Source organism: Hymenobacter gelipurpurascens (genome assembly GCF_900187375.1).
Classification (GTDB): Bacteria; Bacteroidota; Bacteroidia; order Cytophagales; family Hymenobacteraceae; genus Hymenobacter; species Hymenobacter gelipurpurascens.
The window spans coordinates 894,159-918,056 of the sequence record NZ_FYEW01000002.1 but is presented as its reverse complement, the minus strand read 5'-3'; the positions used below and the strand labels follow the sequence as shown (position 1 = coordinate 918,056).

16 protein-coding genes and 1 tRNA gene are annotated in these 23,898 nt (G+C 58.2%); 7 read left to right on the top strand and 10 right to left on the bottom strand.

Annotated elements, in window-relative coordinates; all coding sequences use genetic code 11:
• Nucleotides 1–272 precede the first annotated feature (272 nt).
• The gene (locus CFT68_RS15685; protein ID WP_088844475.1) at nucleotides 273–920 is read left to right on the top strand and encodes a response regulator transcription factor; all 648 of its coding nucleotides are present in this window, start codon (nucleotides 273–275) and stop codon (nucleotides 918–920) included.
• A gap of 104 nt (nucleotides 921–1,024) precedes the next feature.
• Here the strand turns inward: CFT68_RS15685 and CFT68_RS15680 are convergent.
• Nucleotides 1,025–1,096 (bottom strand) — tRNA-Arg (locus CFT68_RS15680).
• Nucleotides 1,097–1,219: 123 nt separating this feature from the next.
• Here CFT68_RS15680 and CFT68_RS15675 point away from each other — a divergent pair.
• Entirely contained in the window at nucleotides 1,220–2,380 is a 1,161-nt protein-coding gene (locus CFT68_RS15675; RefSeq protein ID WP_088844474.1) for a DUF2652 domain-containing protein, read from the top strand.
• 275 nt (nucleotides 2,381–2,655) lie between these two features.
• On the opposite strand, the gene CFT68_RS15670 is transcribed toward CFT68_RS15675, so the two are convergent.
• Nucleotides 2,656–3,897 carry a Pycsar system effector family protein gene (locus tag CFT68_RS15670; protein ID WP_088844473.1) on the bottom strand — a complete coding sequence of 414 codons (1,242 nt, stop codon included), beginning with the start codon at nucleotides 3,895–3,897 and terminating at the stop codon, nucleotides 2,656–2,658.
• A 259-nt stretch (nucleotides 3,898–4,156) separates the two neighbouring features.
• Here CFT68_RS15670 and CFT68_RS15665 point away from each other — a divergent pair, with 259 nt between their 5' ends.
• Together CFT68_RS15665 and CFT68_RS15660 are read left to right on the top strand one after the other, a co-directional pair.
• Nucleotides 4,157–8,062 carry a BamA/TamA family outer membrane protein gene (locus tag CFT68_RS15665; RefSeq protein WP_088844472.1) on the top strand — a complete coding sequence of 1,302 codons (3,906 nt, stop codon included), beginning with the start codon at nucleotides 4,157–4,159 and terminating at the stop codon, nucleotides 8,060–8,062.
• Between the two features lie 172 nt (nucleotides 8,063–8,234).
• The gene (locus tag CFT68_RS15660) at nucleotides 8,235–9,383 is read left to right on the top strand and encodes a DUF6268 family outer membrane beta-barrel protein (RefSeq protein ID WP_088844471.1); all 1,149 of its coding nucleotides are present in this window, start codon (nucleotides 8,235–8,237) and stop codon (nucleotides 9,381–9,383) included.
• A 222-nt stretch (nucleotides 9,384–9,605) separates the two neighbouring features.
• Here CFT68_RS15660 and ppk1 read toward each other — a convergent pair whose 3' ends face one another.
• From ppk1 to CFT68_RS15640, 4 genes are all read right to left on the bottom strand, one after another.
• Nucleotides 9,606–11,726, bottom strand: coding sequence for a polyphosphate kinase 1 (ppk1, locus tag CFT68_RS15655; protein WP_088844470.1), 2,121 nt, complete (start codon nucleotides 11,724–11,726; stop codon nucleotides 9,606–9,608).
• A gap of 77 nt (nucleotides 11,727–11,803) precedes the next feature.
• Nucleotides 11,804–12,298, bottom strand: a complete 495-nt coding sequence (locus tag CFT68_RS15650; RefSeq protein ID WP_088844469.1) for a SixA phosphatase family protein — start codon at nucleotides 12,296–12,298, stop codon at nucleotides 11,804–11,806.
• 534 nt (nucleotides 12,299–12,832) lie between these two features.
• Nucleotides 12,833–14,086, bottom strand: a complete 1,254-nt coding sequence (gene hflX, locus CFT68_RS15645; protein ID WP_245815443.1) for a GTPase HflX — start codon at nucleotides 14,084–14,086, stop codon at nucleotides 12,833–12,835.
• A 179-nt stretch (nucleotides 14,087–14,265) separates the two neighbouring features.
• A complete protein-coding gene (locus CFT68_RS15640; protein WP_088844467.1) occupies nucleotides 14,266–15,036 on the bottom strand; it encodes a c-type cytochrome in 771 nt (256 codons plus the stop codon).
• Nucleotides 15,037–15,188: 152 nt separating this feature from the next.
• Between CFT68_RS15640 and CFT68_RS15635 the strand changes: the two genes are divergently transcribed.
• Both CFT68_RS15635 and rfbC read left to right on the top strand, forming a co-directional pair.
• Nucleotides 15,189–16,328 carry a glycosyltransferase family 4 protein gene (locus tag CFT68_RS15635; protein WP_088844466.1) on the top strand — a complete coding sequence of 380 codons (1,140 nt, stop codon included), beginning with the start codon at nucleotides 15,189–15,191 and terminating at the stop codon, nucleotides 16,326–16,328.
• A gap of 32 nt (nucleotides 16,329–16,360) precedes the next feature.
• Nucleotides 16,361–16,903, top strand: coding sequence for a dTDP-4-dehydrorhamnose 3,5-epimerase (gene rfbC / locus CFT68_RS15630; RefSeq protein WP_088844465.1), 543 nt, complete (start codon nucleotides 16,361–16,363; stop codon nucleotides 16,901–16,903).
• Nucleotides 16,904–16,986: 83 nt separating this feature from the next.
• Here rfbC and CFT68_RS15625 read toward each other — a convergent pair whose 3' ends face one another.
• The gene (locus tag CFT68_RS15625) at nucleotides 16,987–18,285 is read right to left on the bottom strand and encodes a UDP-N-acetylmuramoyl-tripeptide--D-alanyl-D-alanine ligase (protein WP_088844464.1); all 1,299 of its coding nucleotides are present in this window, start codon (nucleotides 18,283–18,285) and stop codon (nucleotides 16,987–16,989) included.
• Between the two features lie 57 nt (nucleotides 18,286–18,342).
• Between CFT68_RS15625 and CFT68_RS15620 the strand changes: the two genes are divergently transcribed.
• A complete protein-coding gene (locus tag CFT68_RS15620; protein WP_088844463.1) occupies nucleotides 18,343–20,652 on the top strand; it encodes a T9SS type A sorting domain-containing protein in 2,310 nt (769 codons plus the stop codon).
• A 139-nt stretch (nucleotides 20,653–20,791) separates the two neighbouring features.
• On the opposite strand, the gene CFT68_RS15615 is transcribed toward CFT68_RS15620, so the two are convergent.
• From CFT68_RS15615 to CFT68_RS15605, 3 genes are all read right to left on the bottom strand, one after another.
• Complete coding sequence (locus CFT68_RS15615) at nucleotides 20,792–21,574, bottom strand: amidohydrolase (protein ID WP_088844462.1); 783 nt, start codon at nucleotides 21,572–21,574, stop codon at nucleotides 20,792–20,794.
• Between the two features lie 163 nt (nucleotides 21,575–21,737).
• On the bottom strand, nucleotides 21,738–22,898 hold the full coding sequence (locus tag CFT68_RS15610) for a methionine aminotransferase (RefSeq protein WP_088844461.1): 1,161 nt from the start codon (nucleotides 22,896–22,898) through the stop codon (nucleotides 21,738–21,740).
• A 156-nt stretch (nucleotides 22,899–23,054) separates the two neighbouring features.
• Nucleotides 23,055–23,846, bottom strand: coding sequence for a PAS domain-containing protein (locus CFT68_RS15605; protein ID WP_088844460.1), 792 nt, complete (start codon nucleotides 23,844–23,846; stop codon nucleotides 23,055–23,057).
• Nucleotides 23,847–23,898 lie beyond the last annotated feature (52 nt).

The following is a 23,898-nucleotide window of genomic DNA, read 5'->3' as shown; positions in this document are numbered from 1 at the left end:
TTTTGTCTAGGCCTGTATACGGATTTTAGCTGCCAGGTTGTTATATGATTTAGGGTGGCCTAGAAGTCAGCAAACTCGCCAAACCCACTACCAAACCGGCCAGCCTGTTTCTTCGGCGCAACAGGCTGGCAATGTGCCCCGCCGCCGACAGGGAGCGGCCCGAAGCAGCCACCGGTTTACCTAACTGCCGGTAGTTTCGTAGTACCTATCTGAATGCCCTGCTATCTTGCTGGGCAACGACAGCAAAAACTGATTTTAGCATTTCTACTAATATGATTCGGGTACTGTTGGCCGATGACCACACCATCCTGCGCGACGGAATGCGCGCTTTGCTTTCGCAGGAAGCCGATATGGAAGTGGTGGGAGGCGCTAACAACGGACAAGAACTACTGGAGCTACTGGCTGCCACCCCTGCCGATGTGGTGCTGATGGACATCAATATGCCCATTCTGGACGGTTTTGCGGCCATGCCCCTGCTGCAGGAGCAGTTTCCGCAGGTGCGCGTGCTGGTGCTGTCTATGCTCGATAATGAACACTACGTGCACCGCATGCTACAGGCCGGGGCCGCCGGTTATGTGCTGAAAAACGCCGAAGGAATTGAAATCGTCTACGGAATCCGGGCGGTGGCAGCGGGCCAGAAGTTTCTGTGCACCGAGCTGAGCCTGATGATTATGCAACGGCTGGTAGCGCGCTCTGCTTGTACTCCCGTGGCCGAGCGGAAGCTGGGAGAACTTTCGGGCAGGGAAATGGAGATTCTGCAGCTGCTGGCCCAGGGCCTCACCAATGCCGAAATAGCCGATAAGCTCTTCACCAGCAAGCGCACCGTGGAAACGCACCGCCAGAATATCATTGAGAAAACCAAGGCCCGCAACACGGCGGCCCTCATCCGCTATGCCGTCAGCCAAGGGCTTATACAGTGAAAAGGTGAAGTGGTGAGTTTGCTGTTCGACTGGCCTAGACCACGCCATTTGCGCAATCGTCGCCTATAGAACAGCAAACTCACCACTTCACCTATTCACCTCAGTAGCCGCGACGGGAATCGAACCCATATCAAGCGTTTAGGAAACGCCTATTCTATCCGTTGAACTACGCAGCCAGGCCCGGAAGGCTAAACAAAGCTACGGCGAAAGGCCGGGTTGCCCAAACATGTAGGCCACCAGCCGTACCTTGCCTGCGGCTATATCTTCCTTTCCCTTAACCTCTCTCTTATATCTAGTGCATGGGCTTGTTGGATGATGTGCTCGCCGCGCGTCGGGCCATTGGTACCGGCCGCGTCCGGACCCCGGAGGCGGAAGCAGATGGCATGGTGCCCGCGCTCCTGTTCATTCCCGATATCAGCGGTTTCACGCAGTTTATTGAAGAATCGGGCAGCCCACAGGCTCCTTTTCTGGTGGCCGATTTGCTGGAAATCCTCATCGAAGCCAACATTCTGGGGCTGCAGGTAAACGAGATTCAGGGCGATGCGGTGCTGTTCTACCGGTTGGGGTCGCCGCCATCGGCCCAGGAGTTGGTGCAGCAGTGCCGCCGCATCTACCTCGATTTTCAGAACTACTTGCGCCTGGTGGAGCGCGATACCAGCTCGGAACTCAGCGCGGCGCTGGCCGAGTATGTGCTCACGCTCAAAATCATTGTGCATTACGGCCGGGTGAGCATAGTCCAGATCCGGGAGTACACCAAACTGATGGGGCGCGACGTGATTGTAGTGCACCGCTTGCTCAAAAACAACGTGACGGGCTCGGAGTACATCCTGCTCTCGGAGGGCTACTTGAGAACTCAGACGCCCGCCGATCTGGCCCGTAGCTTCTCCTGGACGCGCCTGCTCCATGGCTCCACGCACTACGAGTACCTGGGCGAAGTGGCTTACCGCTACGCCCATCTCTCGCCGTTGCGCTTGTTGCTTAACCAGCCCGAAACCGACGCTGTGCCGGGCCGGGGCCGGGTGCTGAAGGTGCGCCAGGCTATTCATCGGCCGGCTTCCTACGTGCTGCGCGTACTCAGCAACTTTCGGCTGCGCCCCCGCTGGATGGAAGGCGCCACGGCCGTGCAGTACGATGTCACGAAGGCCGGCCGCTTGGGTACCAGCTACAAGGTGGATGTGTTTCGGGGGCAGATTGACTTCCAGGCGGTGCAGCGGTTTCAGGATGCCGACGACCGGCTGGAGTATGTGGAGAAGATTTCGCACTTCCGCCTTTTCCCCAACGCCTTGCTGTTCTATTTCATTGATACCATAAACGACAGCACCTGCCTCCTGACCATAGAATTCCGCTATGGCCACATTGCCAGCCGCCACCGCCTCATCCGCTTCGGCCAGCTCAACCGCGTGCACCGCTTCCTAGGCCACTCCCTGCGCCGCCTGGCGGCTCTCTGCGAGAGAAGGTGAGGTGGTGAGTTATTGAAGTGCCCTAGGCTAGTTTTTCATTGCGAGGACGAAGGACGAAGCACCCGCAGGACAGCGCAGCTAATCCTTCCTACCAGTCGAACCAACTACTGGCCTACAGAAAAGCCCTTACTTCCACAGAGGAGTAAGGGCTTTTTAGTTTCATCAGACGTACTGCTTACGACAAGGAAAGAGTAGCTGCGCTGTCCTGCGGGTGCTTCGCTCCGCTCCCAATGATAGCGCCTCTAGGCCACTTCCCGAACGGCCTATTTCACCACTTAAGACTTGTACAGCAGAACAATGCCAAACGATAGCGCCGTGAGAATGAGGCCCACCATGAAGATGGTATAGCTCAGGCGCAGCAGCCGGTATTTGCGCGTAAGTACGTCGCCGAGGTAGTAGATATCCGTGACCATGTTGGTGTAGAGGGCATCTTTCTGGCGCATAATCTCAGTCATGCCGCTTTGGAAATCATCGAGGCTGAGCTTGCTGAAATTACCGAAGAACAGCAGGTTCACACGGCGGTTGGTAGCTATCTGGGGGCTACGCTTGAGCCACTTAAAGCTCGTGACATCGGGCTGAGCGCACAAAATGGCCGTCACTACCGAGCCAAGGGCCGTAATGAGCAGAATACTCATCGGGATAGTGATAACCGGGTTTCGTAACAGGCCTACGTTGCTCAGAGCCGCCGACTTACTGCCTAGCTTGGCGCCGAAATACGTGATGATCAGAGACATAAGCACCGCATTCAGGCTGATCATCATGTTGGCCTTTTTGTCGGCCATGTCCGAGAGCTTCATGTGGTTGCTGTACATCGTCCGGAACATCGTTTCGATGCCCCGCTTAGGCTCCGCGAAGGTAGCTTCGGCGTCTTCCAGCTTTTGCTTGCTCTTCTTGTCGGTTTTCTTCAGCTTTTTGCGCTGCTCCTTTATATTGGCCTTAAACTGCTCTTTGTAGCGCTCCTTGGCCTCATCCGTGTAGTATTTGGAGCCTAATAAGAAATTAAGCTGCGTTTCGGCCCACTCCGTGTTTGAGTAGGTTTTGCCCAGCGTCGTTTCCCATTCCGTGCGCAAGAGCTCGGCATTGGAGAAAAAGTCGTCACGACCCAGATTGCTCATGTCGGCGTCCACGAGGAGCTTCTGCAGTTCTGTTTCGCGCTGCTCGTCGCGGTGCGTAGACCGGATGATGTCTTTTATCACCGCAATGCGCTCCTGAGGATAGCCCTGCTCCGTGAGCCACTGCTCCGCCAGCTCCATACTGCGGTATTCGTGGCCGTCGTAAGTGCTGATGTAGCCTGCGTCATGAAACCAGGCTGCCAGCGTCAGAATTTCGAGGTCGGCTTCGTTCAGGCCGGCCGCTTCGCCTAGCGCCTTGGCTTCTTTCACAACTATGGCCGTGTGCTTGGGCGAGTGATAGACAAGGGTGGCGGGCAGCTGCTCAGCGAACAGTTGCGTAATGAATGCTTTAGCCTTTTTTACAATTTCGGCCTTAGCGGGTTTGAGCGTCGGAGTGGTTTCCATGTAGCGGAAAGTAAGAAAAAAGCGCCGGCCAGCAGACCCCGCCGGCTTAGAACGTAGCTGCGCGGTTCAGGTTTTGCCCCCCACAAGCTGAACCGAACCTAGTCAATTTGCGTAGGGCAGGCACCCCCTGTTCTGCATTTGCGCGCGGTAGAGAGGGCCGGTAAGTTTACCGTACTTGCGGCAACTCTGTTCTGTGCAGCTTGTTAATCATCTGGAATAACAGGACTTCGATCCTTTTTTGTTTACTCTCTCGCTTAGTATGAGAAGACTTTTTCTGTCCTGCAGCCTGCTTACGCTCCTGGCTGGTGGCCTTACCCTTCCTGTTGCAGTAGCCCAGAAGCCCGAACAGGCCCCACACCCTACCCGGCCTAACTACCGCAATGGAGGCGAAAACTGGGAGGCGAAAACGCCCCCGGATAGCACCAGCATTCGGTATTCTATTTTCCTGATCGGGGATGTGGGGAAGCCCATTGCCAGCGAGGAAGGCGGTGAACCATCTCTGAACTACCTGCGCAAGCAGATTCTGGCCGCCGGCATCAAGAGCACGACCATTTACCTCGGCGATAATATCTACGAGTATGGCATGCCCCAGGAAAATGCCTACGACCGCAAGGTTTCGGAGAAGCGCATCACCGATCAGCTGGATATTCTGCGCAACTACGCCGGCGAGAAATACATGATTCCCGGCAACCACGACTGGAAGCAGGGCCTGAATGGGAGCGTAGAGCAGGTAAACCGCGAGCAGCGCTTCGTGGAAAACTACATGACCAAGGACTCGGCGGCATTTGCCTACACCGGCGACTTTTTCATTCCGCGCGATGCCTGCCCCGGCCCGTTTGAGGTGCGCCTCCAGGATGATGTGGTGATGATTGCCGTGAACTCGCAGTGGTTTCTGCAGACTACCGGCGAGCGGCCCTATGGCTCCAACAGCGGCTGCGGCGTAGCCAACGAAACGGACTTCTTCACCCAGCTCGAAGACATTATTGCCCGCAACAAAGACAAGAACATCATGGTGGTGGCCCACCACCCGTTGTTCTCCGATGGCATTCATGGCGGCTACTTCACCCTGGGCGACCATTTCTTCCCGCTGTCCATCGTCTATAAGTATGCGTTTCTGCCGCTGCCCATCATCGGCAGTATTTACCCCTTTGCACGCAAGTACGGCGGGGTAAGCCAGGATATTGCGCACCCTATGTACCAGGCCTACAAGAAGGGTATGATGGAGATTTTCCAGAAATACCCCAACGTAGTGTATGCCGCCGGCCACGAGCACAACCTGCAGTTTTTCAAGGAAGGCAACCTCAACCACATCGTGAGCGGCTCGGGCTGCAAAACCCAGCACGTGAAGCCCGGCGACGGTGGCGACGCGCTGTTCTCCGATAAGGAGAAGGGCTTTGCCCGCGTGAACTACTACCAGGATGGCCAGGTGTGGGTGGAGTACTTTATTCCGGAAGGCAAGGGCGAAACCGGCCGCCGCGTGTTCCGCACCCCCATGTATGCCCTGCAAACGGCGCAGGTAGCCGCGGCCACGGAAACGCAGAATATAAAGCGTCCTGATTTCCGCGACAGTACCATTACCACGGCCATTCATCCGGAGTACGCCGAAACTGGCAAATTCCACCGCTTCCTGTTCGGCGACCATTACCGCAAGGAGTGGGCTACCCCAATTACATTTCCGGTGCTGGATATGGCCACCGAGAAAGGTGGCCTAACGCCCTACAAAATTGGGGGCGGCAAACAGACAGCCTCCCTAAAAGTGCGCAACGAGGAAGGCCGCAACTTCACCATCCGCAGCCTCAACAAAGATCCTTCGGCAGTACTGCCCGAGGCCCTGCGCGAAGGTGCCGCCGCTGATATTCTGCAGGATCAGATTTCGGCTCAGCACCCCTTGGGCTCGTTGGTGATACCACCCCTGGCCGAAGCTGCCGAGATTCTGCACACCAACCCCGAGCTGCGCTACATTCCGCAGGACCCCCTGCTAGGCCAGTACCTGCCGCGCTTTGCCAACACGCCGGGCGCTATTGAGGAAGATGCTAAAGATGACCAGAGCGACGTGGCCTCCCTGGGCAACGCCAAAAACCTGGTGGGCACCGACAAAGTGTTTGAGCGCATTACGGACGACAACGATAACCGCGTCAATGAAAAAGCTTTTGCCCGCTCCCGCCTCTTCGATATGTGGATTGGCGACTGGGACCGGCACGAGGACCAGTGGCGCTGGGCCGAGAAAAAGGACAAGGATGGCGACCGGAAATTCACGGCTGTACCCGAAGACCGCGACATTGCCTTCTTCAAGGGTGATGGGGTGCTGCCCTACATTGCCTCGCGCAAGTGGGCCATCCGGAACTTTCAGAACTTCGGGAAGGATTACGCCGACTGGAAAGGCCTGAACCTGACGGCTCTCAGCAACGACCGGGTGTACCTGGCCTCCGTGACCAAGGAGCAGTGGGTGAAAGAAGCAGAGGAGCTGAAAGCCGCTCTCACCGACGAAGTAATTGAGAAATCTTTCCGGGAAAGGTGGCCTAAGCAGATCTATGACCTGCATGGCCCCGAGATTATTGCCAAGCTGAAAAGCCGCCGCGACCTGCTGCCCGAAGTAGCCGCCGACTACTATACCATGGTGAGCAGCGTGACGGAGGTGAAAGGCTCCAAGAAGCGCGAGAAGTTTGTAGTAGAGCGCCTGCCCGACGATAAGACGCACGTAACCGTGCAGAAAATCAATAAGGAAGGTGAGCTGACCAAGATTCTCTTCGACCGCACCTTTGACAATAAGGTCACGAAGGAAATCCGCCTCTACGGCTTTGCCGGTGAGGATGTGTACGACGTGAAAGGCGACGTGAAGAAAGGTGCCAAGATCCGCATCATCGGTGGTACGGATAAGGACAGCATCACGGACCGCTCCAACGTGTCGGGCATCAGCCACAAGCTCCAGATTTACGATGCGGATACCAGCAACGTCATCTCGGCGGGCAAAGACGCACGCCTGCGCTTGGAGCCCGGCATTGATGTGAGCCGCTACGACGTGCATACCCGCACCGACCGCAAAGACTACACGCTCAACTATTTCGGCCCCACGGCTTATTTCGGCTACAACATTGATGACCGCCTGTTTGTGGGCGGCGGCGCTGTGTACCGCACCTACGGCTTCCGCAAAGACCCCTACGCCACCGAGCAAAGCCTAGCCGCCAACTACTCGCCTTCGCAGAGTGCCTACAATGTGCGCTATCTAGGCCACTTCGTGGATGTGCTAGGCAACCTGGACCTGCGAGTAACGGCCCAGCTCTATGGCCCGCAGCTGCTCTACAACTACTTCGGCATCGGTAACGATACCCGCAACGTGCTGGCCAATGATGAGGGCGCCCGTGCCCGCGACATAAACGACACGTACCGCATCCGGTTCTCGCGCCTATATGTGGCGCCTATGCTGGAGAAGAGCCTGTTCAGCTTCCTTAAGTTTGGCTTTGGCCCTCAGTACGACCAGTTCCGGATTGAGCGTGACCAGATTGGTAGCGAAATTGGGGCCGGCCTCGATGCCAGTGGCAACGGCCGCGAGGGCACTTCTGCCGTGGGCATTCGGGCTTCCGATTTTGGCCTGAACCGCTACCTCGGTGGTAAAGCCTACCTGAGCCTCGATGCCAGTTCCTCGCCAAAGAACCCACGCATAGGCCTACGCTTCTACAACTCGGCGGAGTATAACTACCAGCTCAACGGCGAAAAGCTGCAGTATGGCCGCCTGGCTACGGAGGCCCGTTTCTACCTCTCGCCCAATTTCCCGTTCCAGCTCACCTGGGCCGGCCGCATTGGAGCTGCCCGCAACCTCGGCGACTACCGCTTTTACCAGGCCAACACGCTGGGCGGCACCACCAACCTGCGCGGCTACCGCCGCACGCGCTACGCCGGCCGCAGCTCCGTGTATGCCAACGCCGAGGTACGCATCCAGCTCTTCAGCTTCAATGCGTACCTGGTGCCCGGCAAGTTTGGTATTCTGGGCCTGGCCGATGCCGCCCGGGTGTACTCGCAATACGATACCCAAACCGGCATCAAGTCCCTGCACACGGCAGTGGGTGGCGGTGTGTGGATAGATGTATTGAAGCAGGCCGTCATCAACGCCACGTACTCAGTAGGCGAGGAGAAGCTCGTGTTTGTTGGGTTTGACTTCCTGTTCTAGGTGATATGGTGAGTTTGACGTTCGACTGGCCTAGAACTGGCCTGCCACGCCTCTAGGCCAGTCGAACGTCAAACTCACCATCTCCCTACTTCACCACTTCCTTCCTCATCCTTTTTTTCAAAAAGACGTTAAGGCTAGCCTGACGTCTTTTTGCTTTTATCCCCCTTCCCTCATGACTCTATTCTCGACGCTGATTGGACGCCTGACCCGGCCGCTGGCTACCGCCGGACTGCTGGTAGGTACGCTGGCGGCACAGGCCCAGGTGACACCCACCACGCCGCCCGTATATCCGCCGGCTGCTCCCTTACCCGGGGATACCGCCTCCGCAAACCGGGTAGGCCGCGACAAGGAGTTTGCCGTGCCCAGCGTGCTGGGTATGGGGCCTAGCAAAGGCCTGGTAGCGCACCTGGAGAGCTTGTCTGATTTCAAGGTCAACTCCGATATCAATGACCGGGAGCCAGGCACGAAAGCCAGCACTACCGTCACCAAAAACCGCCGGGCATTTATCAAAGGCTACATTCCGGTCTGGAATCATCCGCACCTGAAAGTAGTGCTGGGCATCAACTACGACCGGGAGGAGTTCCAGTTCAAGAACCCCGAAAACTCCGTTTTCTACCGCAACCTTGAGGATAAAGGCCTGAAGACCATCGGCACGCAGGTGGCCGTAATTCGGCCTGTTGATGAGGTGCACTGGTACATTGCCCGCATCAAGGGCGAGCTGAACGGCGACTACACTTCCTCGGAGCTGACCATTCCGGACTACCTGAAGATGTCGGGCGAGTTTATTTATGGCTGGAAGCGTACTCCCAATTTTGCCTGGGGTGTGGGGGCACAGCTGGGCTACACGTTCGGGCGGCAGAGCCTGTACCCGGTTATCCTGTACAACCGCACGTTTAACCCGCGCTGGGGCGTAGAGGCGCTGTTCCCGGCCCGCGTAACGGCCCGCTACAATGTCTCGCCCAAAACGCTGCTCTTTGGGGGCTACACCGTCGATGGCCTCAACTACAACATCAAGCTGCGCGAAAAGCTAGCTAATGGCCTACAGACGCTGATTGTGCGCGAAACGGAAGTGAAGTTTAGGCTGCGCATGGAACGCGAGATTTACGATTTCCTCTGGTTCGGGGTGGAAGGTGGCTACCGCTACAACTACTCCTTCAATGCCTTCGATGAAGAAGGAAACAAGCGGGGGTTGTTTGCCTTTGGCAGCGGCACCCGGCCCAAAATCATCCAGAACACGCTGGGCGGCGCGCCCTACGCCAGCATCGAGCTATTTCTGGTGCCTCCCCGCAAGTTCCTGAATAAAACTACCGGCGGCCGCTAAACTGGCACCCCAATAGTGGCCTAGGCCACTGAAAAAGTAAAAGCCCCTTCTGCCTGACACAGGAAGAAGGGGCTTTTCTGATGATGGGACACAACAAAGTGGCCTAGGCTATAGAAACGCAACGGCTCCAGCTTGCCAACAGAACGTCATGTCTCGATTGCACCAGATACATGACGTTCTCTTATGGTACTCCCTGTTGAACTTCTCTAGGCCACTAGCTACTTATACCTTAGGCTGCTTGGCGGCGGTAAGGGCGGCTTTGCGGCGCTTGGTGCTGAGCTTTTTCAGATACTGATAGGTTTCTACCTGGGCCTGAATCTTGCCGGCTTCCACGTCGTCGCGGCCGATGAAGTTGTTGTGGCAGTCGCGCGATTTTACGTTGTCCTGGCGCTGCAGGTCCAGTAGGTGGCGCACTTCGGCGCGCAGGTCGTCCTGCAGAATCGGGAAGGCTACCTCTACGCGCCGGTCGAGGTTGCGGGCCATCCAGTCAGAAGAAGCTACGTACACCTTTTCCTCACCGCCGTTGCCGAATACATACACGCGGGCGTGCTCCAGGTAGCGGTCTACCATGCCGCGCTGGCTGATGTTCTCGCTCTGGCCTTCCAGCTCCGGTATCAGGCAAGATATGCCCCGAATAAGCAGCTCCACCCGCACGCCGGCCTGGCTAGCCTCGTAGAGCTTCAGGATCATGCGCTCATCCTGCAAGGCATTAAGTTTGAGAATGATGTAGGCCTCTTTGCCCTTCTTCGCCAGCTTAATTTCGTGGTCGATGAGGGCATTGAGTCGCTCGCGCAGCTCGAAGGGCGCTACCAGCAGATGATGGAATTGGCCGGTTTTGTCCTGGCGGTCGTGGAAGTAGCGGAACACCTCGGCCATCTCGCGGGTCAGCTCGGGGTGGGCCGTGAATACGCCGTGGTCGGCGTAAATATTGCTGGTAACCTCGTTGAAGTTGCCGGTGCTCAGGTAAGCATACAGCTTGTTCTGATCTTCCTCGGCGCGCGTGATGAGCAGCAGCTTGCTGTGCACTTTCAGATCAGGAATGCCAAAAATGACGTTGGCACCCGCTTTTTGCAGCTTCTCGGCCCAGAACATGTTGCTTTCCTCATCGAAGCGGGCCTTCAGCTCTACTACTACCGTTACTTGCTTGCCGTTTTTGGCGGCTTTCAGCAGGGCCTTGGCCACCTCGCTCTTGCCCGAAACCCGGTAGAGCGTGATACTGATGCCGCTCACCAAGGGGTCCTGGGCGGCCTCCAGAATCAGGCGTGTTACATAGTCGAAGGATTGGTAGGGCAGGTGCAGCAGATGGTCGCGCTCAGCAATGGCGGGCAGCATTTTGCCGGTGCGCGGCAGCGTGGGGTGGGGCAGCGGCGGCTGCTCCGCATACTGCAAATGCGGGAGGCCTAGGTCCGGGAAACCGAAGAAGTCGCGGAAGTTGTGGTAGCGGCTGCCTTCCACCAGCTCCTCTTTCCCGATGCCGGTCTTCTGCATAATGGCCTTCAGGACTTCCTTGGGCATGGCAGGGTCGTAGAGCAGGCGGGCAGGATAGCCGGTTTCGCGCTTCTGTAAGCTGCTCTTGATCTTGGCCAGCATGTTGCCGGAGACCTCTTCCTGAATGTCCAATTCGGCATCGCGGGAGAGCTTGATAGCGTGCACCTGCACCTGCTTATACTTCGGGAACAGCTCCGAGGCGCCGCAGCGAATCACGTCATCTAGGAACATCACGTATTTTTCTTCACCTTGGGTAGGCAGCTGCACAAAGCGGCCACCGTGGCGCTTGGTGGGTAGCTCCATTACCAGCACGCGCTCCTCATCGTGCTTCTTTTTTTTCTCGGTAGGCTGCGAGAGGAAGAAGGTGAGATACACGCTCTGGTCGCGCAGGAACAGGTGGTGCAGGTTCTCGTCCAGAATCACGGGCGAAAGCAGGTCCTGCACCTTCTCGCGGAAGTAGGCCACTGCCCAAGCGTGCTGCTCCTCCGTCAGGTCGTGCTCCGACACCAGATGGATGTGCTGGCGGCGCAGCTCCGGCAGAATGCCGTTGCGAAACGTATCACCGAACTCCTGCTGCTGCCGGCCTACTTCGGCCAGCAAATCGTGGAGCTGCGCTACGGGGTCTTCGCCGAGTTTGGCGCGGGTTTTCTTTTTGAGTTTTACCAAGCGGCGCAGCGTGGCCACGCGCACCTTGAAGTATTCGTCGAGGTTGCTGGAGAAGATGGCCAGAAACTTCAGGCGTTCCAGCAGCGGTACTTCCGGGGTCTGGGCTTCCTGCAATACCCGGCGGTTGAAGGCCAGCCAGCTTAATTCGCGGTTTAAGAGCTGCGGGCGGACCTGTTTTGTTTCTTCCATGAGCAAAGGGGTGGTGATACAGCGGAGGTGGCCTACAAATTGCGCTCCTAGTTTACGCGCCGGGCATTACGGCTGCATTAATTTTCGTGGCGCGGATGGTCGTAGAAGTACAGCTCGGCGTTGTTCTGGTTGATGGCCGCCCACTGGTCGCAGCTGAATTTCAAGCACACAATGGCGGCGGTAGGCAGCTCCGGCAAGGAGCTCGGCGAGAGAAGGTTGGCGAATTCCGTGAGCGTATTGTTGTGGCCTACCAGCAGCACCGAGTCGGCCTCGTCCGGAAACTGGCGCACCACGTCCAGCAGGTCCATCACCTCGGCCCCGTAGATGCGGTCTATCACCTGGATTTTATCGTGCGGGTAGTCTATCTCTTTGGCTACCAGCGCAGCCGTGCTCAGGGCCCGCACAGCGGGGGAGGACACCAGCAGGTTTAGCTGAATGTTGCGGTTGGCAAGAGCCTGACCCATGGTGGGCGCATCGTCGCGGCCCCGGCCATTGAGGGGCCGTTCCTGGTCGGTCAGATCATCAAAGCTCCAGCTCGATTTGGCATGACGCATCAGGTACAAAGTCTTCATCGGGAGAGAGTGAAAAGGGTGGGCAGGCCTCTTTACTGTGGCCTACGGAAAAGGTTTACGGAATCGGGGAAGTAAGGTAAGCTCAACGGTGCCGCTTTGGGGCAGCAGCCTGAACCGAATGCCTGATGCCAGCCATTACCTGGGTCATGGTAAAGTAACAGAAAAGCCCGCCGGCTCCTCTTAATTGGAGAGCCGGCGGGCCTTCAGGCAAGTGACCAGTTTAGATAAACAGGCCTAGAAACTTTTCATGCGCTAAAACTCCCTTTTCGCGTTTCCTGGTAGAGATGCACAAAAGAGTAGATGCGGCGGAAGAAAAGCTTCTACATGCGGTTAGGTGTAGGTGTGCTGGTTATGGCAAGGGAACGAATTGACTAAATTATTGAAAATACATCAATATATAGGCTTATTATCGATATAAATGGTGATAAAAACAGGATTTAGTTAGCGCAAAGGCAATTTGAGCACATGCCGTGAACAAAAAACCCGCCCAATATTGAATTGGGCGGGTTTCAGTCAGCAACTACGTGCTAGTGCTTATTCAGTTTCATCCTCGCTGATGGGCCGAACTGAAGGGTAGCGCTGCTCATACAGCCGGGAAACGTGCCGTACCAACAGGGCCCGCAACTCCTCAATGTTCTCGCGCTCCTGCGCCGAGATGAAGATAACCGGATCGTGCATTTTGGCCATGTACGTGGCTTTGAGTTGCTCCAGCGTCGGGCGGGCGGCGGGTGCATCGTCGTCCTCGTTCATCCCCTCAAAATTAGGATGGTCGCTGGGCGCCTGCTCGGGGTTATAAAGGTCGATCTTGTTGAACACCAGTAGCATGGGCTTGTCGGCGGCCTCAATATCCTTGAGGGTTTCGTTGACTACCGCAATCTGCTCTTCAAACGTGGGGTGCGAAATGTCCACCACGTGCACCAGCAAATCGGCTTCCCGAATCTCATCGAGGGTGCTTTTGAAGCTCTCGATCAGGCGGGTGGGCAGCTTACGGATAAACCCAACGGTATCAGACAGCAAAAATGGCGTGGTTTCCAACACCACCTTACGCACCGTGGAGTCGACGGTGGCGAAGAGCTTGTTTTCGGCAAACACCTCGGAGCGGCTCAGCAGGTTCATGATGGTGCTCTTGCCCACGTTGGTGTAGCCCACCAGCGCCACCCGAATAATGCCCGTGCGGGCCTTGCGTTGCGTAGAGCTCTGCTTGTCGAAATCCTTGAGCTTCTCCTTGAGCAAGGCTATCCGGTCGCGCACTACGCGTCGGTCAGTCTCAATCTCGGTTTCACCCGGTCCGCGCTGGCTTACGCCACCACCCCGCTGCTTGTCCAAGTGGCTCCAGAGGCCCGTGAGGCGGGGCAGCAGGTACTGGTATTGCGCCAGCTCTACCTGGGCCCGCGCCGTGGCTGATTTAGCCCGGCTGGCGAAAATATCGATGATCAGCAGGGAGCGGTCCACGATTTTTACCTTCAACTCGGCCTCCAGGTTGCGGAGCTGCGAAGGCGAAAGGTCGTCGTCGAAAATCACCATGCTGGCCTGCGTGTGCTCTACGTAGGCCCTGATTTCCTCCAGCTTGCCTTCGCCCACAAACGTGCGGATATCGGGCTTATCGAGGCGCTGCACGAAGCGCTTGGTGACGGTGGCGCCGGCAGTTTCGGCCAGAAACTCCAGCTCATCGAGGTATTCCTGGGTGCGGGCGTCAGCCTGGCGTTTGTCGGGCACGGCCACTAGCACGGCGGTTTCGGCCTCGGTGGCGGTTTCGTAGGTGCCATTCTTTTCTGATTTGGCCAGCATGCGGCCTACGCGGCCTTTGACGTTGTCGGTGGCGCCGGGGTGGCGGGTACTTTTGCCGGGCTGGCGGCCTTTGGAGGAAGGTTTATTGGCCATGTGTGAGGTCTTGGTGGGAGGTGAGAGAGGCGCTAGGCCACTTGGTAGCTACTACGAGCCGCCCGAAGTGGCCTACAACGGCTGTCTTACCTTAGAGTAAGAGAATACGCAACAACCTGCTGAATCTGGGCTTCGGTGAGCTGTTGCTGGAAGCTCGGCATTTTCTTGCTTAAGCTGCCGTTGGTAACCATGTACACGCGACCGGCGGCATTCAGGTTGCTTTTCGTCAGGTCGCGGGCGCCATTCAGGCCTAGGCGGCCATCAGCACCGTGGCAGGGAGTGCAACGCTGCGTGAAAATAGCCTTACCTGCCGTAAGCGCAGCGTCGGGGGCATCGGCGTTTTCGGCAGCATCTGCCGCCGCTGCAACGGCGGCAATAGTGTTGGCTGAGGTGCTATCATCGACTAAACGAGCCGGAGCCTCCGGGTCAGGCGTTGCGGTGGATTCTGCTAGGCCAGGCGTAACGGCATAAGAGGCTGGCGCGGCCGGGCGCTGCAAGGAGAGGCTGCCGGTTTCGGCCAGGCCATACACGTAGAAAAACCCCAGCAGCGTCAGGACCACGCCGGGCTTGTTTTGCCGGCGCATGGCCGCAATAGCCAGTGGCAGTAGCACCAGCACCAGCCCGAGTTTCAGCCAGAGCCAGCCTGGCGTAGTGCCTGGGTAGTAGGCCAGTAGCAGGCCGCCGGAAAATAAAATCAAGAGGCCTAGTACGGAGTCGGCGACGCGGGAGCGGGCCCGCACGGTGCGTAACTGCTCGTGGCGGTTGAGCAGCAATAAGGCCGCCTTGAAGGCGAAAAACGCAAGAAATGCCAGCACCACCAGTAGGTGCAGGCGCAGCAAAATCAGAGAAGCAGACATAGGCTGCAAAGGTAAGGCCGGTGGTGTTAGCAAGCAGATGCGTGGTAAAAACCAGGGAAACTACTGAACTCCAGATTTCGCCGTGCGTAGGAACGCTACCTTTGTGGAGGCGTTGGTCTGCCCATTGCCTGTTTCACTTCATCATTGCCCGAATGCGCGTTGCCATCGTTATTAACACAAGTTGGAATATCTGGAATTTCAGACGCAGCCTAGTAAAGGCGTTGCAGGATGCGGGCCACGAGGTGCTGGCCATTGCGCCGCCCGACGACTACTCTGCACGGTTGGAAACGGAACTTGGCTGCCGCTTTGTACCCATTCTGATGGAAAACAAAGGCACCAACCCCGTAAAAGATGCCCAGTTAACCGGCCGTTTCTACCGCATTTATAAGCGCGAGCAGCCCGATGTGGTGCTGCACTACACCATCAAGCCGAACATCTACGGCAGCATCGCGGCTAAGCTGGCGGGCATCCCGAGCGTGAATAACGTATCGGGCCTGGGTACGGTGTTCATTGTGAAGAACTTCGTGAGCAAGGTGGCGCTAGGCCTGTATCGGTTCGCGTTCCGCTTCCCCAAGCGCATCTTTTTTCAGAACGACGACGACCGGCAGCTGTTCCTGCAGCACGGCCTGGTAGCACCGGGCATTACGGATCTGCTGCCCGGCTCCGGCATCGACACCAACAAGTTTCGGCCCGCTACGGAGTTCGTGCGCAACACGCCTTTCACTTTCCTGATGATTGCGCGCGTGCTGTACGAGAAAGGAGTGGAAGAATATTTTGAGGCGGCCCGCTTAGTGCGCGAGGCCGTGCCCGGCACGCGCATTCAGCTGCTCGGCGGCATTGATGAGTCGGGTGGAGTTGGTGTGAAGCGGGCCGTGTTTGAGCAGTGGATGCAGGCCGGCAACATAGAGTACCTGGGCACCTCCGACAACGTAGCCGAGCACATTGCCCAGGCCGATTGCGTAGTGCTGCCCTCGTATCGCGAAGGCACGCCCAAAACTCTGCTCGAAGCTGCCGCCATGGGCAAACCCATCGTGACGACAGACGTGCCCGGCTGCCGCGAAACTGTGGTAGATGGACAGAATGGCCTGCTCTGTGAAGTCCGCAATGCCCAGGACTTGGCCGCCAAAATGCAGCAGGTGCTAGGCCTCTCGGACGCCGCCTTGGCAAAGATGGGCCGCGCCGGCCGCGAGCTGGCCGAGCAAAAATTTGATGAGCGCATTGTATTGGATAAGTACCTTCGTGTAGTGGCCAGCGTGCAGCCTACACCCGCTCTAGCCCTGAAAACTGCTTAATAACCTCCCGGATTAGCCATTAGTACCTCTTTATGGAGATAAAGCATCATGCCCTCGCCGGCGTTGTAGAATTTACGCCCCGGGTTTTCGGGGATGCCCGTGGGGCCTTTTTTGAGTCATTCAGCGCGAAAACCATGCGTGACGCGGGCGTAGATGTGGAGTGGGTGCAGGACAACCAATCGCGTTCCATGCGTGGGGTGCTGCGCGGCCTGCATTTTCAGAAGCCCCCCTATGCGCAAGCCAAGCTGGTACGCGTGGCCCAGGGCCGGGCCCTGGATGTGGTGGTAGACATTCGGCGCGAGTCGCCTACCTATGGGCAGCATGTGTGCGTAGAGCTGGATGCAACCCGCTTCAATATGCTCTATATCCCCGAGGGCTTTGCCCACGGTTTTGCCGCGCTGGAAGACGACACTCTGTTTCTATATAAGTGCAGTAACTATTACCAGCCTAGCTCAGAAGGTGGCATCCTCTGGAACGATCCGGCTTTGGCTATAAACTGGCAGCTCACCGACCCCGTCATTTCGCCGAAAGATGCCGTGCAGCCGTTGCTGCAGGATATGCAAAGCCCGTTCTAGACCTATACCGAAAACAGGAAAGGAGCCTTCGGAAACAACCTGTGTTTGTTTCCGAAGGCTCCTTTCCTGTTTTTAATGTGTTATTATACTAGTTCCAGCAAGCTCTCCAGGCCCATGCCGCGGGAGCCCTTAATGAGCACCTGCTGGTCTCGTAGCGGATGAGTCTGGAGCCAGGTCGCGGCTTCGGGCTTGGTGGCAAAATGCAGGAAATCGGCCTGAGTGGTGGCGTGCTGCATGTGCGTGCCAATGAGTAGCACTTTTCCAAAGCGCAAGCTTTGCAACAGGTGGCCTAGCTCGCGGTGTTCGGCCTCACTGGCCTCGCCTAGTTCAAACATATCCCCCAGCACTACCACCTTATCAGCCGCATTGCCGGGGCGCGTAGCGAAGCTGCGCAGGGCCGCGCTCATGCTGCTGGGGTTGGCGTTATAGGCATCCAGCACCACATCGTTGTGAGCCGTGCGCACCAACTGGGAGCGGTTGTTGGTGGGAGAGTAGCGGGCCAGGGCGGCTTCTATGTCGGTGTTGGCTACTTCGAAATAGGCACCAACAGCGGCGGCAGCGGCTAGGTTGGGGAAGTTATAGCCGCCGGTAATCTGGGCTTCCACCGTCTCGCCATTAAACAAACGGAAAACTACCTGCGGAGCTGCGCTCAGCAACGTGGCCGGATACGTATCGGTAGCATTTGGGTAGGTGATGGAATGCGGCACGGCCGCCGCTAGGCCAGGCAGGCGAGGGTCCAGCGTGTTCACGAAGGCTGTACCGCCCGAACCAGCCAGGAACCGGAACAGCTCACTCTTGCCCAGGGCAATGCCTTCCTCGCCTCCAAAGCCCTCCAGATGGGCCTTGCCAATGTTGGTGATGAGGCCGTGCGTGGGACACGCTAGGCCACATAGCATCGCAATTTCCCCCTGGTGGTTGGCGCCCATTTCCACAATAGCAAGGTCGTGCTCACCGGCCCGGATGCTGAGCAGCGTGAGGGGCACGCCAATATGGTTGTTGAGGTTGCCACGGGTATACTGCACGCGGTAGCGCTTACTCAGAACCGCATTAACCAGTTCTTTTGTGGTGGTTTTGCCGTTGGAGCCGGTAATGGCCAGCACCGGGATAATGAGCTGGCTGCGATGATAACGGGCCAGGTCCTGCAGCGCCACCAGCGGATCGGGGGCGTACGTGTAATGCTCGGGGTCCTGGGCGGCCAGGGTTTCGTCGTCTACTACCGCATGGCGGGCACCCGCGGCCAGGGCCTGAGGCGCAAAATCGCGGCCCCGGAAGCTGGGGCCGTTCAGGGCAAAAAAGAGGGTGCCGTCCTGAGGCTGGCGCGAGTCGGTGCTGACGGCCGTTGAAGCCTTAAACCGCGCGTAGAGCGCCGCTAGATCTGCCATCTGATTATGCGTATCTTGAGGTTCTAAGTGAGATATTGCCGAAAATACTTATCCCTGATGCGACAACCGTTTCTTCTAGTTATCACCACCTTGCTGCTGGCCGGAATCAACCTGACAGGCAAGGCACAAGGCATTCAGCCGTTTGGGTTCGAGTTTCGGGCAATTGCAAAAGTAGTGCACGGCACCGATACCCTGCGCAATGCCTGGGCTGGTGGCCTCAACTCGCCCCAATTTTCTAACATCGACCTCAACAACGACCAGCAGCCGGACCTCTACGTGTTCGACAGGGCCACCACGCGCTCCATGACATTTCTGAACGTGGCCAGCGGTACGGGCCGCGCTTGGCAGTATGCGCCGGAGTATGAAAGCCTGTTTCCGACTGGCCTACAAGGTTGGGCGCTGCTACGCGACTACGACTGCGACAGTCGGCCCGACTTGTTCACATATGCCAACGGTGGGGATATCCGCATTTACCGCAACGTGGCCGATGCCAGCGGCCGGCCGTCGTTCCAGCTCGTCACCAACCAGCTGACCTACTTCGACCCCGCGCCCCTCACGGGAGGGAATACCAATATCACGGCTGGGGGCTACAATTTGCCGGCCATTCAGGATGTAAATGGCGATGGACGGCTCGATATCCTAACCTACGATTTTGCCTCCACTTCGCCCAGCATCAACTACTACCGCAACGTGACCACAACGGGCTGTGGGGGTCTGCAGTTTGTGCTGGACACCCAGAATTGGGGTGGGGTAGCTATCTGTCATTCTGGCTGTAGTACATTCTCTTTTGCCACTACCCAGTGCCGCCCGGAGCTGCGCCCCACCCACACCGGCGGCTACAACCTGACGGTATTTGACCTGGATGGCGACGGCGACCTGGATATCCTGACGGGGCGCGACAACTGCGCCGAGCTGGTGAGCCTGCGCAACGATGGCACCCCGCAGCTGGCCCTGATGACGGCCGCCGGCCTGAACACGAGCTTCCCTGTGGGAACTACGGCGGCCCGGGTGCCTAACTTCCCGGCTGCTTACCTCGCCGATGTCACCTTCGATGGCCGCCCCGATGTGCTGGTAGCGCCCAACCTCTACAACAATATCGATACCGTGGACCTGCGCCGCACCGTGCGCCTCTACCGCGATGGCAACAGCACGGGTGCTCCGGCCCTGAGCCTGCAGACGGATGCGTTTCTGCAGGAGGGCATGCTGGATGTAGGCGAGGCTGCGGCTCCGGCTTTCGGCGACCTGAACGGCGACGGCCTCGTGGATATGCTGGTGGGTGGCGTGAGCCGCAATACGCCCAACAACACCTACCGCGCTACGCTCAGCTACTACCGCAATGTAGGCAAAGCCAGCAAGCCGGTATTTCAGCTGGTCAGCAGTGACTACCTAGGCCTATCCGGACGGCATCTGGCGGGCATCAAGCCAATGCTGGTAGACCTGAACAAGGATGGCGCGCTGGATCTGGTGTACGCTGGTTTTCAGCGCCTGATTACCAGCGTCGGTACCACCTCCGATGTGGCGTTGCCCATTACATATATGCTGAATACGGCCCCGGCGGGGCAAGCGGTGGCTTTCAACGCTACCGCAGCTGCCATGCTGGCCAACCTGCCAGCTGCCCTGAATGACGCCCCCTACTTTACGGATGTAGACGGCGACGGGCAGGTAGATTTACTGCTCGGTACCAACACGGCAGTTTCTGAATACCCGGGTTTTTCTTTGCGCTACTACCGCAACACGGGCAATCTGTCCTTCACCCTGGTTAATAACGACTACGGCCGAATCCGGACCAGCACTGGCCTACGGCCGGGCAACCTGCACCCTGTAGTAGCCGATTTTGATGGCGATACTTACCCCGATCTGTTGACGGCCGATGGCTCCGGCGAAGTGCAGCTATTTTCCAACTTCCGGGCCCAGACAGGTGCCTTCCTGGCTCGCACCGATTTGTTTTTTGATCCGCTGTCAGGCCAGTTTCAGGCGGCGCGCTTCGGCACGCTGGTGCCAAAAGTCCGGTTTGCGCCCGCCGTGGCCGATGTAAACCAGGATGGCAGCCCGGAGCTGTACCTGGGGCTGGAAGCAGGTGGCCTGCTGTCGTTCGGAATTCGGAGCCGCGTGCTGAGCAACCAGAATGCCGCTACTACGCTGCCCTTGCAGCTATTTCCGAACCCCGCCACTACTACAGTTTCTATTGAAGCCCCGCGTCCCGTGCGCCTGACACTGCTCGATATTATGGGCCGCACCCTACGGCAGCCTACTACCATAGCACGCACGCACGCACTCTCCCTTACTGGCCTAGCGCCCGGTATCTACCTGGTTCGCTGCGAAACTGCGGAGGGAGAGCAGGCCGTGAAGAGGCTGGTTGTGAAATAAGCGGCACTATATGGCATTAGTGCACCCCTAGGCCAGTTACCAGGCCCAGTGCTTCAAAAAAGCCCCTGCTTCTAGCCAGAAGCAGGGGCTTTTTTGAAGCACTGAGTTTCCAGGAATACCAGAATAAATGACAGCCTAGCTAGTTTATCAGGGTAAACAGGTCGCCGTCATGCAGTGCCGGGAACCGGTCGCGGAATCCGTCTAGGTCAGCGCGGCGCAGGGTGCGGGTGATGCTGGTTTCCTGGTTGCCTACTTCCACCAGATACTCGCCGCGCATATCCAGCAGGGCCGAGTCGCCGGCGTACACTAGGCTGTTGCCATCAATACCCACGCAGTTCACGCCCATGGTGTAGGCCAGGTTCTCGATGGCCCGCGCCCGCAGGAGCGTAATCCAGGCGGTGCGGCGGGTAGAGGGCCAGTTGGCAACGTACAGAAGCAGGTCGTAGGGCTGGTCGAGCGGGTTGCGGCTCCACACCGGGAAGCGCAAATCGTAGCACACCAAGGGGCAAATGCGCCAGCCCCGCCACTCCTCAATCAGGCGCTCAGTGCCCGGCGTGAACACCTTATGCTCCCCGGCCATCGTGAAGAGGTGGCGCTTGTTGTAGTGGCTGAAGGTGCCATCGGGGCGCACCCAGTATAGCCGGTTGAAATACTGCCCGTTTTCCTCCACAATCAGGCTGCCCGTCACTACGGCGTCGCGTTGGGCGGCTAACTGGCGCATCCACTGCAACGTAGGCCCTTGGGCTGGCTCTGCAAGGGCCGCAGCCTCCATGCTGAAGCCCGTCGTGAACATTTCCGGTAGCACAATCAGGTCAGTGCTGATGGAAATTCCCTCAATATGCCGGCCTAGCTCCTGGCGGTTGGTTTGCGGGTCGTGCCATTGTAACGAGGCCTGCACAAAGGATACGGTGAGGTCAGACAAAACGATAAGAGTTGCAGGTGATAAGGATAAAGGAAAGTAAACAAGGATTGCCGTAATCCGAAAAGTTTCCGGCAGTTAGGTAAGCCGCAGTGGCCTAGGCTACTACCAAACTGGGCCGGTTTTGTTGCGGTGCCGGGTAGCTTGCCTGGGTGGTATAAACACCTCAGGAAGCCAGGAGGCGCGCCGCGGCCGCCCGCAGTGTGGCTTCTTGTTTGGCAAAGCAGAAGCGCACCAGGCCGTGGTCTTGCCCGTTGTGGTAGAAGGCCGAGATGGGCACTACGGCCACGCCCGTTTCCTGAGTAAGGCGGCGGGCAAACGTCACGTCATCGGTATCGGGGGCCAGCTCCCGGAAATCGGCTACCTGAAAATACGCCCCCTGCACCGGCAGCAAACGGAAGCGCGTGAGGGCCAGCAAGTCCCGAAACAGGTCGCGTTTCTGCTGATAAAAAGCCGGCAGCGTTTCATAGAGGCTCGTATCGGGCAGCACATCGGCTAGGGCGTGCTGGGCGGGCGTACTCACGCTGAACGTCACGAACTGATGTACGCGACGCAGCTCCGTAGTAAGGGCCGCCGGAGCTACGCAGTAGCCCACCTTCCAGCCGGTAGCGTGGTAGGTTTTGCCAAACGAGGAAAGCACAAACGCCCGCTCACGTAGCTCCGCGTGCTGCAACACGCTGTGGTGCGGTTGCCCATCAAATACCATGTGCTCATACACCTCATCACTGAGCACCAGCGTGTCGGTGTCGCGGAGGAGCCCGGCCAGCGTATCCAGATCCTCGGGCGTGAGGGTGGCGCCGGTGGGGTTGTTGGGCGTGTTGAGCATGAGCAGGCGCGTGCGCGGCGACAGCGCTTCGGCTACCCGGTTCCAGTCGGGGCGGAAATCGGGCAGCGTGAGGGGCACGTACACGGGTACGCCGCCCTGCAGCCGAATGGCCGGGCCGTATAAGTCGTAGGCCGGTTCCAGCACCAGCACTTCGTCGCCGGGGTGCACTACCGCCGCCAGCACCGCATACAAGGCCTCGGTGGCTCCGCTGGTTACCGTGATTTCGGTGGCCGGATCGGGGGCAGGTACGTCGTATACATGGGCCGTTTTCTGGCTGATGGCCTCGCGCAGGCGCGGCAGCCCCGGCATGGGGGCGTATTGCTGGTGGCCCGGTGTACTTACGTGGCGGGCAAAAGCATCCAGCAAGGACTGCGGCGGATCATAATCGGGGAAGCCCTGGGCCAGGTTAATGGCGCCGTGCTCCTGGGCCAGCTGGGTCATCACCGAAAAGATGCTGGTGCCCACATCGGGCAGTTTGGAGCGAAGCGGAAGCAGGGCCATGCGAGAAGGGTAGCAGCGGTATAGGCTCCCAAAGTACGCACCGGCCGCCAAACCAGTGGCCTAGCAGAAAGGCTTTTATTCAAATCGAAAAAGCCCGTTACCTTTCTCTGCTGAGAAGGGCAACGGGCTTCTTACTGCAACGCTATTTACTCAGCGCTACACCTCGTCGGTTACATCGCGCATGGCGCCTACCATCCGAACCGGTAGGCCAGTGGCGTCGTGAATGACGCAGGCGCGGTCCTGAATGATGAGGTACACCCCATCGGCGCGGCGCAGGCGGTAAGTAGATTCCAGCAGCTTGGCCGTGGTGGTAAGGTCCGACTGCACGCCGCTCGTGACGCGCTCCAGGTCGTCGGGGTGGATGAGGCTGAGCCAGAAGGCCACGGTTTCGGTGTTGGGGCGCGGAGGATGGCCTACCAGCTGCCAGAACTCCTCACTGTACCACATGCGGCCCGAGTTGATGTCCCAGTCCCAGATCAGGTCGTTGGTGGCGCGGGCCATCAGCTCAAATAGCTCCCGGCCGCGGCGCTCCTGCATCTCGGTGCGCTTCTGCTCATCGATATCGGTAGAGGTGCCCAGCCAGCCCAGCAGCTCATTGGAGTGGGAGTAGAGCGGCACCACGCGGTCGAGGTACCAGCGGTAGCGGCCATCCTGGCCTAGCCACCGCAGCTGCAGCTCCAGGGCCTTGCCGTTGTGCAAATGGCGCAGGTGGGCGTCGGCGGCATCGGCCCGGTCGTCGGGGTGCAGGTATTCAATAAAGCCTCCGTCAGTCAGAACATCCTCTGGCGCGCCCGTGTAGCTGTACCACCTTGTATTGCAGTGTACTACGGTGCCATCGGGGGTAGAAAGCCACGCCAGGTGCGGCAGCGCATCAAGCATGGGCACCGGGTGCAGCTCGCGCATAAGCAGGCGAACCGCGTCAGTTTCAATCGTATCAGACCAGAGCATACAAGGAAGAAGGCAATAAGGGTCAGTAAGATACGCGCTAATACTGAGGAAA

Coding starts and splice junctions, on each gene's coding strand:
- CFT68_RS15675 (WP_088844474.1), top strand. CDS start 1,220: ATGGGCTTGTTGGATGATGTGCTCGCCGCGCGTCGGGCCATTGGTACC.
- CFT68_RS15665 (WP_088844472.1), top strand. CDS start 4,157: ATGAGAAGACTTTTTCTGTCCTGCAGCCTGCTTACGCTCCTGGCTGGT.
- CFT68_RS15650 (WP_088844469.1), bottom strand. CDS start 12,298: ATGAAGACTTTGTACCTGATGCGTCATGCCAAATCGAGCTGGAGCTTT.
- hflX (WP_245815443.1), bottom strand. CDS start 14,086: ATGCTGGCCAAATCAGAAAAGAATGGCACCTACGAAACCGCCACCGAG.
- CFT68_RS15660 (WP_088844471.1), top strand. CDS start 8,235: ATGACTCTATTCTCGACGCTGATTGGACGCCTGACCCGGCCGCTGGCT.
- rfbC (WP_088844465.1), top strand. CDS start 16,361: ATGGAGATAAAGCATCATGCCCTCGCCGGCGTTGTAGAATTTACGCCC.
- CFT68_RS15685 (WP_088844475.1), top strand. CDS start 273: ATGATTCGGGTACTGTTGGCCGATGACCACACCATCCTGCGCGACGGA.
- CFT68_RS15605 (WP_088844460.1), bottom strand. CDS start 23,846: ATGCTCTGGTCTGATACGATTGAAACTGACGCGGTTCGCCTGCTTATG.
- CFT68_RS15635 (WP_088844466.1), top strand. CDS start 15,189: ATGCGCGTTGCCATCGTTATTAACACAAGTTGGAATATCTGGAATTTC.
- CFT68_RS15670 (WP_088844473.1), bottom strand. CDS start 3,897: ATGGAAACCACTCCGACGCTCAAACCCGCTAAGGCCGAAATTGTAAAA.
- CFT68_RS15625 (WP_088844464.1), bottom strand. CDS start 18,285: ATGGCAGATCTAGCGGCGCTCTACGCGCGGTTTAAGGCTTCAACGGCC.
- CFT68_RS15640 (WP_088844467.1), bottom strand. CDS start 15,036: ATGTCTGCTTCTCTGATTTTGCTGCGCCTGCACCTACTGGTGGTGCTG.
- CFT68_RS15620 (WP_088844463.1), top strand. CDS start 18,343: ATGCGACAACCGTTTCTTCTAGTTATCACCACCTTGCTGCTGGCCGGA.
- ppk1 (WP_088844470.1), bottom strand. CDS start 11,726: ATGGAAGAAACAAAACAGGTCCGCCCGCAGCTCTTAAACCGCGAATTA.
- CFT68_RS15610 (WP_088844461.1), bottom strand. CDS start 22,898: ATGGCCCTGCTTCCGCTTCGCTCCAAACTGCCCGATGTGGGCACCAGC.